Source organism: Alphaproteobacteria bacterium, assembly GCA_019635875.1.
In the GTDB taxonomy this organism is placed as follows: domain Bacteria; phylum Pseudomonadota; class Alphaproteobacteria; order Reyranellales; family Reyranellaceae; genus JAFAZJ01.
In genome coordinates, this window is record JAHBYP010000010.1 from 135,249 (window position 1) to 147,475 (window position 12,227).

Below are 12,227 nucleotides of genomic sequence, written 5' to 3' on the forward strand. Positions count from 1 at the left end.
TTCTCTCGACACATGCATATTTGGCATTGTGTCGGGCTATAATGCGAGCATATGCTCAATCGATCGTTGAGCGGGGATAACCGTTCTGATTTGCAGAAGTAATGAAACTTGTGTCGCCACGTTGGCAGCTACCTGACAATTGTTACCGCATATTCCGATCCCCCTCTGAGGCTTTGAAGAATCTGTCCGGGCGACGCCAGGGGACGTCACATGGGCGATTGGTCGATCGCCGAACGTCAGGCACCGGCCTCCACAATGGAGGTTGGAGTCACCACCATCATCGATGCGATCGACGAGGGTGTCGTCGCGGTCGATCGGGCGTGGTGCGTCCAATATCTCAACAGCGCGGCGGCCTACCTGCTCGGGCTCGATGCGCCGGCGCTGCTCGGCCAGCCGCTGCTGCACGTCCTGGGATTGACCAGCGAGGCGCTGCTCGCGCCTGAAGGGCATAGCGCGGGCTTCAGCCTGTGCTGCGCGCGGCCCGGCGCCTGGCTGGAACTGCGCAGCCATGTCCACGCCAAGGGCGGGCTGGTGTTCCTGCGCGACGTGTCGCTCGACCGCGACGCGCACCTCGCCGGCCTGGCCGAGGCGCGTGCCCGAGAGGCCCGGCGCTCGGTCAACGAGGGCCTGTTCGCCACCTCGCTCGACCTGATCCTGGTGGCCAACAGCCAGGGCGACCTGATCCGCATCAGCCCCAGCAGCAGGGCGATCCTGGGCTACGGCCCGGAAGAGATGGCCGGCCGCAGCGCGATCCATTTCATCCACCCCGACGATCTCGAAGCTACCCGTGCGGAAATGCGCGCCGCGCGCCGCGGCCGCGTCATGCGCCAGTTCGACTGTCGCTATATGCACAAGGACGGTCGGGCGGTGTCGCTGCACTGGACCGGCGTCTGGTCGGCCGTCGATGCCCAGCACTTCTTCATCGGCCGCGACCTGACCGAGCGGCTGGCGGCTGAGGAGCGCGTGCAGCGCTCGCAACGGCTCGAGGCGATCGGCCAGCTTACCGGCGGCATCGCGCACGACTTCAACAATCTGCTCGGCCTGGTGATCAGCAGCCTGGAGCTGCTGCTCGATCGCACCGATCTCGCCGAGGACACGATGGAGCACGCCGCCGCCGCGCTGCACGGCGCGCAGCGCGGCGCCGACCTGGTGCGCGGCCTGCTCGCCTTCGCCCGCCAGCAGCCGCTCGAGCCGCGCACCGTCGACGCCAACGCCCTGCTGGGCAACACCGCGCGCCTGCTCGGCCGCATGCTGGGCGGCAACATCGTCGTCGAGTTCGACGGCGCGGCCGATCTGTGGCCGGTGCATATCGACGCGCCCAATCTCGAATCGGCGATCGTCAATCTCGCGGTCAACGCGCGCGACGCGATGCCGGACGGCGGACGGCTCACCCTGTCGACGCGCAACGCGACGCTGGGGCAGGGCGATCAGCACGACATGCCGGGCTTCGCGCCGGGCGACTACGTCGCGGTGACGGCGACCGACACCGGTGCCGGCATCCCGCCGGAAGTCATGGGCCGCATCTTCGATCCGTTCTTCACCACCAAGGAGCCGGGCAGGGGCACCGGGCTCGGGCTCAGCATGGTGTTCGGCTTCGTCAAGCAATCGGGCGGTCACATCCATGTCGACAGTGTCGTCGGCAGGGGCACCAGCGTGCGGCTCTATCTGCCGCGCGCGGTCGTTGAGGACAGCGCCGACGAGCAGGCGGCGGCCGCGGCGCAATCGACGCCCGCGGCGCGCGAGCGCATCCTGGTGGTCGAGGACAACGCCGCCGTGCGCCAGATCGTGCTCGTCCAGCTGCGCAAGCTGGGCTACGCCACGATGGAGGCCGACCGGGCCAGCGCCGCGCTGGCGCTGCTCGACGCCGGCGAGCCGTTCGACCTGCTGTTCACCGACCTCGCCATGCCCGGCGGCATCAGCGGCCAGGCGCTGGCGCGTGAGGCCCTGTCGCGCCGCGGCGATCTCAAGGTGCTGTTCACGTCAGGCCTGCCCGGCACGCTGGCCGGCGTCGAGGGTGGCGCCGACGCGATCCTCGCCAAGCCCTATCGGATCGACACGCTGGCGCGCAAGATCCGCCAGGTCCTCGATTCGTAGAGGATCGAGCGGTTGGTCGGACGCTCCTGTCATCCCGAGCGCAGCGAGGGACCCAGGGAAGCGGCCTAGATCCCTCGCTGCGCGCGGGATGACAGGGTGAATCCGATGCTGCGCGCGTCGCGCTGGTATTTCGGCCAGCGGCGAAACGATCGCCGCGCCGTTCGGCGCATGACTTCGCCGTCAACCACAGCGGAGTTCGCCATGCCTGCCCTCGACAATGCCAAGCCGCCGGTCTGCGGCACCGTCGCATTCACCATCACCTGGGAAGCCAAGCCCGGCGAGGTGGATGCTCTTCTCGACGTGCTCGACCGCATGACCGCGGCGGTCCGTGCCAACGAGCCCGGCACCCTGCAGTTCCGCCCGCATCGCTCGCCGGACAACGACCACGTGTTCTTCCTCTACGAGCTCTTCGTCGACCAGGCGGCCTACGAGACGCACCTCGCGACGCCGCACTTCCGGACGCTGATCCTCGACGAGGCGGTGCCGAAGCTGGCGCGGCGCGAGCGCGTCGCCTTCACGCCACTGGCGTAAGCCGGCGCGTCGTGGCTTGATGTCCTCGCCGCGAGCGAGGACATCAGGTGAAGCGCGTTCTGGTGACAGGCTTCGAGCCGTTCGACAACGACACCGTCAACCCGTCGTGGGAGGCGGCGCGGCGCGTCGACGGCTGGCGTTGCGAGGGCCACGACGTTGTCGCGCGGCGCCTGCCCTGCGTCTACCGCGCCATCCGCCCCCAACTTGGCGCGCTGATCGACGAGCTGTCGCCCGACATCGTGATCGCGCTGGGTCTCGCCGGCGGCCGCGTCGACTTCTCGCTCGAACGCGTGGCGATCAACGTCGACGACGCGCGCATTCCCGACAACGCCGACGAGCAGCCGATTGACCGGCCCAGCGTCGAGGGCGGCCCGGCGGCGTATTTCGGCACCCTGCCGATCAAGGCGATCCTGCGCCGCGTGCGCGCTGCCGGCATCGCGGCCTCGGTGTCGAACAGCGCCGGCACCTTCGTCTGCAACCACACCTTCTACGTAGCGCGCCACCTCGCTGAGACCGGGCGGCGGAAGTTCCGCGCCGGCTTCATCCACGTGCCCTATCTGCCGGAGCAGGCCGCGCGCCATCCCGGCGCGCCGTCGATGTCGGTGGACACGCTCGTCGCCGCGCTGAGGATCGCCATCGAGACGTCGATCCGCATCGAGCAGGACGAGCTCCTCGCCGCCGGCGCGACGCATTAGGGGCAGGCTGCTCGGAAGCCCTCGCTGTCATTCCGAGCGCAGCGAGGAATCCAGGTGTCTTCGCTGGATTCCTCGCTGCGCTCGGAATGACAGGGTCATCATTCGACCACGAAGGTCATCGCATCGCTCAGCCAGCGCGAGTGACCGTATTCGATCGGCACGCCGTCGGGATCGATGTTGACCGCTTCGGTGACCAGCACGGCGCGGCCGCGGCCGACCTCGAGCAGGCGCGCGTCGGAGGCGGTGATCAGCGCCGCCGAGACGCGCGTCCAGCGCCGCGAGTAGTCGGCCACGCCGCAGCGGCGTAGCGCAGCCGTCACCGAGCGCTCGGCCCGCCACGCCTCGCCGATGCGCGCGAAGCGCCCGGCGGGAAAGTAGTGGCTGCCGATGCCGGCCGGCTTGCCGTCGACCAGGGCGCGCGCGTCGAGGCGCAGCAGCGGCGTCTCGGTCGGCACCGAAAGCGCCAGCGCAATGTCGGGCGTGGCGCGCACGTTGTGCACGCTCAGCATGTCGCGCGCGCCGACGCGGCGCGAGCGCTCGATGGTCTCGCTGAAGCGCGCCCGCTTGCCCAGCGCGTAGTCGAGCGGCGGGTCGGGCACGAAGATGCCGCGGCCCTGCTCGGCGCGCAGCACGCCCTGGCCCTCGAGATGCTCGATCGCCTGGCGCAGCGTGTGGCGGTTGACGCCGAAGCGCTCGGCCAGCGCGTACTCGCCCGGCAGGCGCGCGCCCGGCTTCCACTCGCCGTCCTTGACCTCGGTCCGCAGCGTATCGGCGATGCGGCGCCACAGCGGGCGAGGGTCGTCATCCACGGCCATGTCACGCAACCTTCATGGGGATATGGGCAATAGGCCTTGCGGCCATGGTTCCATGCTTCTATACTTGTATAGACAAGTAAGGGTTTTGTCGAGATGGAAAAGATCGACGCGCGCAGATCCTGGCTGGCCGTGCTGGCGCGAGCCGAGCGGACGAAGCTGGAAGAGGCGCTGAGTGGCCTGTCGCCGCGACCCCGCTGGCGGGTGGTCAAGCCGGCGGAATCCGGCCTGGCGATGGTGCGCGGGCGCGCCGGCGGCGCCGGCCAGCAATTCAACATCGGCGAGATGAGCGTGGCGCGCTGCGTCGTGCAGGTCGAGGGTGGCGCGGTTGGCGTCGGCTATGTCGCCGGCCGCGACCGTCGCAAGGCCGAGCTGGTCGCCGTGCTCGACGCGCTGCTGCAGGACGGCCCGTTCGTCGAGCGCCTGAAGCGCGATGTGATCGTGCCGCTGGCCGATCGCCAGGAGGCCTCGCGCCGGCAGGTGCTGTCGAAGGCGGCGGCGACCAAGGTCGACTTCTTCACCATGGTGCGCGGCTCATGAGCGGGATCCTCACACCGACCCAGGCGGCGCTGTCGCCGGGCTTCGCCGAGCCGGTGCTCGACGCCCAGGCCGCGTTCCGCGCCACGCTCGAGGCGATGTCGCGACCCGGCCGCATCGAAGAGCTCACGATGCGCATGGATCCGCCGGCCGGTCTCGACCCGGCGACGGTGGCGGCCTGCCTGACCCTGCTCGACATCGACACGCCGGTGTGGCTGGCGCCGCATGCGGCCGCCGATCGCGCCGCGGCGTGGATCGCCTTCCATACCGGCGCGCCTTTGGTCGCCTCGGCTGGAGACGCCGCCTTCGTCGTCGTGCTCGATGCCGGCTCGCTATCGGCGCTCGATGACTTCGACTGGGGTACCGACGAGGAGCCGCAACGTGGCGCGACGCTGATCGTGCAGGTGCCGGTGCTCGCAAGCGAAGGCGGCTGGAGGCTCAGCGGACCGGGGATCGCGACACGCGCAGCGTTGCATGTCGGCGGATTGCCTGAAGCCTTCGCGGCCCAGCGTCGCGCGATGAACGGCGCGTTCCCGCGCGGCGTCGATATCCTCTTCACTTCAGGCGCGCGCCTTGCGGCGCTGCCGCGCACCACCATCCTGGAGGCCTGACATGTATGTAGCCGTGAAGGGTGGCGAACGGGCGATCGCCAACGCGCATGCCTGGCTGGCCGAGTCGCGGCGCGGCGATCCCGACGTGCCCGAACTCAGCGTGGCGCAGATCCGCGAGCAGCAGAAGCTGGCGGTCGATCGCGTCATGACCGAAGGCTCGCTCTACGATCCCGACCTCGCGGCGCTGGCGCTCAAGCAGGCCTGCGGCGACCAGGTCGAGGCGATCTTCCTGCTGCGCGCCTATCGCACGACCCTGCCGCGCTTCGGCGCCACCCTGCCGATCGACACCTCGGCGATGACGGTGCGGCGGCGCGTCTCGGCGGTGTTCAAGGACATCCCGGGTGGCCAGATCCTCGGCTCGACCTTCGACTACACCCATCGCCTGCTCGACTTCGCGTTGATGGCCGAGGGCGAGCCGGCGCCGGCGCCGTCCGCTGCGCCGCCGGAGGAAACGCGTCTGCCCGGGGTGATCGACGTGCTCAACCGGGAAGACATTATCGAGATCGAGCGGCCCTCGCCGGGCGATCCGGCGCCGCCCGACCTGACGCGCGAGCCGCTGCGCTTCCCCGCTCCGCGCGCCATGAGGCTGCAGAACCTGGCGCGCGGCGACGAGGGCTTCGTGCTTGCGATGGGCTACGCCACGCAGCGCGGCTACGGCCGCACCCATCCCTTCGCCGGCGAGATCCGCCACGGCACGGTCTCGGTCGAGATGGTGCCGCCCGAGCTGGGCTTCGCCGTCGACATCGGCGACATCGAGCTCACCGAGTGCCAGATGGTCAACCAGTTCGCCGGCTCGAAGAACGAGCCGCCGCAATTCACCCGCGGCTATGGCGTGAGCTTCGGCCACGGCGAGCGCAAGGCGATGGGCATGGCGCTGGTCGATCGCGCCCTGCGCGCGCAGGAGCTCGGCGAATCAACGGATGCGCCGCCCAACGACATCGAGTTCGTGCTCTATCACAGCGACAACGTCGAGGCGCAGGGCTTCGTGCAGCACCTCAAGCTGCCGCACTACGTCGACTTCCAGTCCGAGCTCAACGTCGTGCGCGCCATGCGCCGCGACGCCGAAGCGGCGAAGCAGACGGCGCTGAAGGAGGCCGCGGAATGAGCCGCGCCAAGGCGAATACCTTCCCCCGCTTTGCAGGCAGCGCGATCGCCTATGGCCGATTTGCTCGGGTCTCTCCTTCCCCCGGAGGGGGAAGGTGCCCGAAGGGCGGAAGGGGGACGTTGAAGACGGACACCCGTTTCGTTGAGGCATCCCCCTTCCGTCGCGCTGCGCGCGCCACCTTCCCTCTCCGGGGGAAGGTATCAGGGGGGCGGTGCCCATGAACGCCGGCCCGACCAACGCCACGGTCGACGAGGGCTACAACTTCGCCTTCCTCGACGAGCAGACCAAGCGGATGCTGCGCCGCGCGATCCTCAAGGCCGTCGCGATCCCTGGCCACCAGATCCCGTTCGGCAGCCGCGAGATGCCGCTGAGCTACGGCTGGGGCACCGGCGGCATCCAGATCACCGCCGCGGTGATCGGCCCGTCCGACACGCTGAAGGTGATCGACCAGGGCGCCGACGACACGACCAACGCCGTCAGCATCCGCTCGTTCTTCCGCCGCATGACCGGCGTGGCGACGACGGAGCGCACGCCCGATGCCACCATCGTGCAGACGCGCCACCGCATCCCCGAGACCAAGCTGGTCGAAGGCCAGATCCTGGTTTACCAGGTACCGATCCCCGAGCCGCTGCGCTGGCTGGAGCCGCGCGAATCGGAGACGCGCAAGATGCACGCGCTGGCCGAGTACGGTGCCATGCACGTGAAGCTCTACGAGGATATCGTGCGCTTCGGTCGCATCGAGACGGCCTACGACTATCCCGTTATGGTCAATGGCCGCTACCTGATGCGTCCGTCGCCAATCCCGAAGTTCGACAATCCGAAGATGGACCAGATGCTGGCCTTGCAGCTCTTCGGCGCCGGCCGCGAGAAGCGCATCTACGCCGTGCCGCCCTATACGCCGGTGAAGTCGCTCGACTTCGAGGACTATCCCTTCCAGGTCGAGAAGTGGGACCAGCCCTGCGCGCTGTGCGGCGCCGACGACTCCTTCCTCGACGAGATCATCACCGACGACAGGGGCGGGCACATGTTCGTGTGCTCCGACACCGACCACTGCGAGCAGCGCCGCAACGCTGGCCATCAGGGCACGGGCGCGCCCGAGTCCTACGTCGCCGCTGTGGAGGCCGGCGAATGAGCGAAACGCCGATCCTCGAGGTGAAGAACCTCACCAAGCGCTTCGGCCTGCGCGCCGCCGTGCGCGAGGTTTCGCTCGAGCTGTGGCCCGGCGAGGTGCTGGGCATCGTCGGCGAATCCGGCTCGGGCAAGACGACCCTGCTGAACTGCCTCGGCGGTCGCATGCCGGCGGACATCGGCGAGGTGCTCTATCGCACGGGTGATGGCCGCGAGGTCGACATGCTGGCGCTGAGCGAGGCCGACCGGCGCCGTCTGCTGCGCACCGAATGGGGCTTCGTGCACCAGAACCCGCGCGACGGGCTGCGCCTCGACGTCAGCGCCGGCGGCAATGTCGGCGAGCGCCTGATGGCGCTGGGCCAGCGCCACTACGGCAATCTGCGCGACACGGCGCTCGACTGGCTGCGCCAGGTCGAGATCGACGCCGCGCGCGTCGACGACAAGCCGCGCGCCTTCTCCGGCGGCATGCAGCAGCGCTTGCAGATCGCGCGCAATCTCGTGACCCATCCCCGTGTGGTGCTGATGGACGAGCCGACCGGCGGCCTCGACGTCTCGGTGCAGGCGCGCCTGCTCGACCTGCTGCGCCGCCTGGTGCGCGATGTCGGCGTCTCGGCGATCATCGTGACGCACGATCTCGGTGTTGCGCGCCTGCTCGCCGACCGGCTGATCGTGATGCGCGAGGGCCGGCTGGTCGAAAGCGGGCTCACCGATCGCCTGCTCGACGATCCGCAGGAGCCCTACACGCAGCTGCTGGTGTCCTCGGTGCTGACGGTATGACGATGATCACAACTCATACCTTCCCCCGGAGGGGGAAGGTGGCGCGCAGCGCCGGAAGGGGGATGTCGAAGACGGACTCTTGCGTTTGTCTTCGACATCCCCCATCCGCCCTCCGGGCACCTTCCCCCTCCGGGGGAAGGGAAGCTCCCAAGCCATCGAGTCCGACTCATGAGTAGTCAACTTCCCGCCATCTCCATCCGCGGCCTGCGCAAGAGCTTCACCCTGCATCTGCGCGGCGGCATCCGGCTCGACGCCTTGCGCGGCGTCGATCTCGACGTGCACGCCGGCGAGTGCGTCGTGCTGCGTGGTCCCTCCGGCGCCGGCAAGAGCAGCCTGATGCGCTGCGTCTACGGCAACTACGGCGCCGATTGCGGCAGCCTGGTGATCCGCGACAGGAGCACCGAGATCGACATGGCGTCGGCCGGGCCGCGCTACGTCGCGAGCCTGCGCCGCGACACGATCGGCTATGTCAGCCAGTTCCTGCGCGTGATCCCGCGCGTCTCGACGCGCGACGTGGTGGCCGAGCCGATGCTGGCGCGCGGCGTCGATGCCGACGTGGCGCGCGGCAAGGCCGAGGCGATGCTGGAGCGGCTCAACATCCCGCACCGGCTGTTCGACCTGCCGCCGGCGACCTTCTCCGGCGGCGAGCAGCAGCGCGTCAACATCGCGCGCGTCTTCGCCGCCGGCTTCCCGATCCTGCTGCTCGACGAGCCGACCGCGTCGCTCGACGACGCCAACCGCACCGTGGTGATCGCGCTCATTCGCGAGGCGCGCGACGCCGGCGCGGCGGCGATCCTGGCGATCCTGCACGATCCGGTGGCGCGCGAGGCGGTGGCGAGCCGGATCTTCGAGCTGCAACCGGGGACTTCAGTGGCGGAGGCTGCGTAATGGCCGAGATGATCCTCAGCGGTGCCAGGGTGGTCGGCCCCGATGCGGTGATCGAGGGCAGTGTCGTCGTGCGCGACGGACGCATCGCCGAGATCGCGACGGGCGCCGCGCGCAGCGGCGAGAGCTTTGACGGCGACTATCTGCTGCCGGGCCTCGTCGAGCTGCATACCGACAACATGGAGCGCCACTTCGCGCCGCGGCCGGGCGTGCGCTGGCCCGGCGTCTCGGCGGTGCTGGCGCATGACGGGCAGATCGCGGCGGCCGGCATCACCACGGTGTTCGACGCCGTCGGCATGGGCACGGTGCGCGGCGACGACGATATTCGCATCGCAGCCCTCGACGAGATGCTGGCGGCGGTGAAGGCGGCGCGCGCGGGCGACATGTTCCGCGCCGATCACCTGTTCCACCTGCGCTGCGAGACCAGCTACCCCTCGGTGCTCGAGCGCATCGCGCGGCTGATCGACGATCCCACCGTGAAGCTGTGCTCGGTGATGGACCACACGCCGGGCCAGCGCCAGTTCACCCGCGAGGACAAGTTTCGCGAGTACTACAAGGGCAAGTTCCAGTTCACCGACAGGGAGCTCGACGCCTACATCGCCACCCAGAAGGAACGCTGCGAGCGCTGGAGCGCGCCCAACCGGCGCGGCATGGTAGCGATGTGCAGGGCGCGCGACATTCCGCTCGCCAGCCACGACGACGCGACGCCGGCGCATGTCGCCGAGGCGGTGGCCGACGGCATGGTGGTGGCCGAGTTCCCGACTACGATCGAGGCGGCGCGCCTGTCGCGCGAGGGCGGCATGAAGGTGGTGATGGGCGGCCCCAACCTGGTGCGTGGCGGCTCGCACTCCGGCAACATCTCGGCCGGTACGCTCGCGGCGCAGGGCCTGCTCGACATCGTCTCGTCGGACTACGTGCCGGTGAGCCTGCTCGAATCGGCGTTCCAGCTGGCGCGCGACCTGCCGGAGATGGGCCTGGCGAAGACGGTGCGCACGGTGTCGCAGACGCCCGCCGAGGCGGTCGGACTGGACGATCGCGGCGCGATCGTCGAGGGGCGGCGCGCCGATCTGGTGCGCGTGGCGGTGATCGGGGGCCAGCCGGTGGTGCGTGCGGTCTGGCGCGAGGGGCGGAGGATCGCATGAGGTACACGGTCGACGGGCTGTTTCAGCTGCTCGAGAAGCGGGGCGGCTCGGCCTATGGCGGCGAGCGCATCTCGCAGCTTGCTCACGCGCTGCAATCGGCGCAGCTCGCCGTCGAGGCGGGCGATCCGGCCTCGCTGGTGATCGCCGCGCTGATGCACGACATCGGCCACCTCGTCGGCAAGGGCGACGAGGGCCTGGCCGAGAAGGGCATCGACGCGCGCCACGAGGCGTCGGGCGCGCTGGTGCTCGAGCAGGTTTTCGGCAAGGCGGTGGCCGAGCCGGTGCGCCTGCATGTCGATGCCAAGCGCTATCTGTGCTTCGCCGAGGCCGGCTACTGGGACTCGCTGTCGCAGGGCTCAAAGGTTTCGCTTCAGGTGCAGGGCGGGCCCTTCGACGCGGCGCAAGCCAAGGCATTCATGGCAAGCCCCCATGCCGCCGACGCGGTGAAGCTGCGCCGCTACGACGACCTCGCCAAGGTGAAGGACAAGCCGACGCCCGGGCTCGCCGAGTTCCGTGGCTGGGCCTCGCGCCTGACCGCGGATGCCTGACGGCAGGCGGCTCGTGCTCGTGGTCGGCGCGAGCGGGGTCGGCAAGGACAGCGTGCTCGACGGCGCGCGGGCGGCGTTCGCGGCCGACCCGCTCGTGGTCTTCGTGCGGCGCGTGATCACCCGGCCGGACGGCTCGGGCGGCGAGGACCACATCGCCGCCACGACCCCGCAGTTCGCCGCGCTGAGCGAGGCAGGGGCCTTCACCATGCACTGGCCGGCCAACGGGCTGCGCTACGGCCTGCCGCGGCGCATGGACGACGACCTGGCCCGCGGACGCGTCGTCGTCGCCAATGTCTCGCGCCAGGTGCTCGACGAGGCGCGGCGGCGCTACATCGGCCTGACTGTGTGCGAGATCACGGCCTCGACGGATACCTTGCGCGCGCGCCTGGCGGCACGTGGGCGCGAGACGCCGGCCGAGATCGAGGCGCGGCTGGCGCGCGTCGGCGCACCAACTCAAGGGATCGATGTCGTGACGATCGCCAATGACGGCGACCTCGCCGATGCGATCACCGCCTTCGCCCGGCTGATCGGTCAGTTGCTGCCGGTGAGCGCGAAGCCCCTGACCTGACGGAACGGCGCGCCCGGCTCCGGCTCGACGAACAGCCACAGCGTGTCGAGGACGAAGGGCTGCACCAGCGACGGCGCGAAGTACCGTCCCAGCCAGTCGATCAGCGTCGCGCGCTCAGCCGCCGGCAGGCGGCAGGTCAGCGTGAAGTGCAGCCGGAAATCGTCCATCACGTAGGGATAGCCCCAGCGCGCCAGGTTGGCCTCCTGCGCAGGCGTCAGCCCGTGTGACCGGCGGCGCGACAGCTCGGCCGGGTCGGGCGGCCGGCGAAAGCCGTCGAAGGCCCCGACGATGTCGGCGGCCAGCGCCGTCAGGGCGGGCGGGGTAGCTACCGGCCGCAGCGCGATGAATCCGGAGAGGTCCTGTACCGACAGCTTTCCCAGATCGACCGGCGCCGTGCGCGCGCCGTAGGCCTCCAGCGCCGCGACCAGTTCGGCCTCGTGCCGGCCCTCGGGCAGCCGGAAAGGCGGCTTGAGCGTGCCATGGAAGCCGTAGCGGTCGGCCTCGCGGGTGATCGCCACCACCGCCTCGAACGGCATCGCCAGGGGCAGGGGTTGCGGGCGTGGCAGCCCGGTCAGCGCATCGCGTCCCAGCCAGGCGGCGGCCTGGTCGGCGAGGGCGGAGTGGGGGGCGGGGGCGGCGTAGAGAGCGTAGCGGTAGGTCACGATCATCCTGACAGGCGATTTCCCCACTGTAACAAGGTGTTGCAGCGGATCGCAGCGGCTTCTGCCGGGCCCGCCCATGGGCTGGGAGACACGCATTGTGACGCGATGCGACACTGACAATGTCGCCGCGAC

At 69.9% G+C, this 12,227-nt stretch carries 14 protein-coding genes; 12 read left to right on the forward strand and 2 right to left on the reverse strand.

From position 1 onward, the window contains the following. Positions 1 to 210 precede the first annotated feature (210 nt). The 3 genes from KF889_27365 (at position 211) to pcp (ending at position 3,320) form a co-directional block, all read left to right on the forward strand. Positions 211 to 2,094: a PAS domain S-box protein gene (locus KF889_27365; GenBank protein ID MBX3503179.1), complete on the forward strand. Its 1,884-nt coding sequence runs from the start codon at positions 211 to 213 to the stop codon at positions 2,092 to 2,094. 201 nt (positions 2,095 to 2,295) lie between these two features. Continuing rightward, on the forward strand, positions 2,296 to 2,625 hold the full coding sequence (locus KF889_27370; protein ID MBX3503180.1) for an antibiotic biosynthesis monooxygenase: 330 nt from the start codon (positions 2,296 to 2,298) through the stop codon (positions 2,623 to 2,625). 47 nt (positions 2,626 to 2,672) lie between these two features. After that, positions 2,673 to 3,320, forward strand: coding sequence for a pyroglutamyl-peptidase I (gene pcp / locus KF889_27375; GenBank protein ID MBX3503181.1), 648 nt, complete (start codon positions 2,673 to 2,675; stop codon positions 3,318 to 3,320). A gap of 98 nt (positions 3,321 to 3,418) precedes the next feature. On the opposite strand, the gene phnF is transcribed toward pcp, so the two are convergent. Then, positions 3,419 to 4,135 carry a phosphonate metabolism transcriptional regulator PhnF gene (gene phnF, locus KF889_27380; protein ID MBX3503182.1) on the reverse strand — a complete coding sequence of 239 codons (717 nt, stop codon included), beginning with the start codon at positions 4,133 to 4,135 and terminating at the stop codon, positions 3,419 to 3,421. A gap of 93 nt (positions 4,136 to 4,228) precedes the next feature. Here phnF and phnG point away from each other — a divergent pair, with 93 nt between their 5' ends. From phnG to phnN, 9 genes are all read left to right on the forward strand, one after another. Continuing rightward, the gene (phnG, locus tag KF889_27385; protein ID MBX3503183.1) at positions 4,229 to 4,672 is read left to right on the forward strand and encodes a phosphonate C-P lyase system protein PhnG; all 444 of its coding nucleotides are present in this window, start codon (positions 4,229 to 4,231) and stop codon (positions 4,670 to 4,672) included. Between the two features lie 29 nt (positions 4,673 to 4,701). Next, positions 4,702 to 5,280: a phosphonate C-P lyase system protein PhnH gene (phnH, locus tag KF889_27390; GenBank protein ID MBX3503184.1), complete on the forward strand. Its 579-nt coding sequence runs from the start codon at positions 4,702 to 4,704 to the stop codon at positions 5,278 to 5,280. A 1-nt stretch (position 5,281) separates the two neighbouring features. Next, the gene (locus KF889_27395) at positions 5,282 to 6,385 is read left to right on the forward strand and encodes a carbon-phosphorus lyase complex subunit PhnI (protein ID MBX3503185.1); all 1,104 of its coding nucleotides are present in this window, start codon (positions 5,282 to 5,284) and stop codon (positions 6,383 to 6,385) included. A gap of 217 nt (positions 6,386 to 6,602) precedes the next feature. Next, positions 6,603 to 7,517, forward strand: a complete 915-nt coding sequence (locus KF889_27400; GenBank protein MBX3503186.1) for an alpha-D-ribose 1-methylphosphonate 5-phosphate C-P-lyase PhnJ — start codon at positions 6,603 to 6,605, stop codon at positions 7,515 to 7,517. After that, a complete protein-coding gene (phnK, locus tag KF889_27405) occupies positions 7,514 to 8,290 on the forward strand; it encodes a phosphonate C-P lyase system protein PhnK (protein ID MBX3503187.1) in 777 nt (258 codons plus the stop codon). The genes KF889_27400 and phnK overlap by 4 nt, the downstream gene beginning before the upstream one ends. Positions 8,291 to 8,458: 168 nt before the next feature. After that, the gene (gene phnL, locus KF889_27410; GenBank protein MBX3503188.1) at positions 8,459 to 9,178 is read left to right on the forward strand and encodes a phosphonate C-P lyase system protein PhnL; all 720 of its coding nucleotides are present in this window, start codon (positions 8,459 to 8,461) and stop codon (positions 9,176 to 9,178) included. After that, a complete protein-coding gene (locus tag KF889_27415; protein MBX3503189.1) occupies positions 9,178 to 10,317 on the forward strand; it encodes an alpha-D-ribose 1-methylphosphonate 5-triphosphate diphosphatase in 1,140 nt (379 codons plus the stop codon). The genes phnL and KF889_27415 overlap by 1 nt, the downstream gene beginning before the upstream one ends. Beyond that, a complete protein-coding gene (locus KF889_27420) occupies positions 10,314 to 10,865 on the forward strand; it encodes an HD domain-containing protein (protein MBX3503190.1) in 552 nt (183 codons plus the stop codon). Before KF889_27415 ends, KF889_27420 begins: the two co-directional genes overlap by 4 nt. Then, entirely contained in the window at positions 10,858 to 11,433 is a 576-nt protein-coding gene (phnN, locus tag KF889_27425; GenBank protein ID MBX3503191.1) for a phosphonate metabolism protein/1,5-bisphosphokinase (PRPP-forming) PhnN, read from the forward strand. The genes KF889_27420 and phnN overlap by 8 nt, the downstream gene beginning before the upstream one ends. Here the strand turns inward: phnN and KF889_27430 are convergent. After that, entirely contained in the window at positions 11,397 to 12,101 is a 705-nt protein-coding gene (locus KF889_27430) for a DUF1045 domain-containing protein (protein ID MBX3503192.1), read from the reverse strand. The two genes, phnN and KF889_27430, sit on opposite strands and share 37 nt — an antisense overlap. Positions 12,102 to 12,227 lie beyond the last annotated feature (126 nt).

Bases quoted from the DNA above. Each gene is read 5' to 3' on its own strand.
- KF889_27365 (MBX3503179.1), top strand. From the start codon at position 211: ATGGGCGATTGGTCGATCGCCGAACGTCAGGCACCGGCCTCCACAATG.
- KF889_27370 (MBX3503180.1), top strand. From the start codon at position 2,296: ATGCCTGCCCTCGACAATGCCAAGCCGCCGGTCTGCGGCACCGTCGCA.
- phnF (MBX3503182.1), bottom strand. From the start codon at position 4,135: ATGGCCGTGGATGACGACCCTCGCCCGCTGTGGCGCCGCATCGCCGAT.
- phnG (MBX3503183.1), top strand. From the start codon at position 4,229: ATGGAAAAGATCGACGCGCGCAGATCCTGGCTGGCCGTGCTGGCGCGA.
- KF889_27395 (MBX3503185.1), top strand. From the start codon at position 5,282: ATGTATGTAGCCGTGAAGGGTGGCGAACGGGCGATCGCCAACGCGCAT.
- KF889_27400 (MBX3503186.1), top strand. From the start codon at position 6,603: ATGAACGCCGGCCCGACCAACGCCACGGTCGACGAGGGCTACAACTTC.
- phnK (MBX3503187.1), top strand. From the start codon at position 7,514: ATGAGCGAAACGCCGATCCTCGAGGTGAAGAACCTCACCAAGCGCTTC.
- phnL (MBX3503188.1), top strand. From the start codon at position 8,459: ATGAGTAGTCAACTTCCCGCCATCTCCATCCGCGGCCTGCGCAAGAGC.
- KF889_27415 (MBX3503189.1), top strand. From the start codon at position 9,178: ATGGCCGAGATGATCCTCAGCGGTGCCAGGGTGGTCGGCCCCGATGCG.
- KF889_27420 (MBX3503190.1), top strand. From the start codon at position 10,314: ATGAGGTACACGGTCGACGGGCTGTTTCAGCTGCTCGAGAAGCGGGGC.
- phnN (MBX3503191.1), top strand. From the start codon at position 10,858: ATGCCTGACGGCAGGCGGCTCGTGCTCGTGGTCGGCGCGAGCGGGGTC.
- KF889_27430 (MBX3503192.1), bottom strand. From the start codon at position 12,101: ATGATCGTGACCTACCGCTACGCTCTCTACGCCGCCCCCGCCCCCCAC.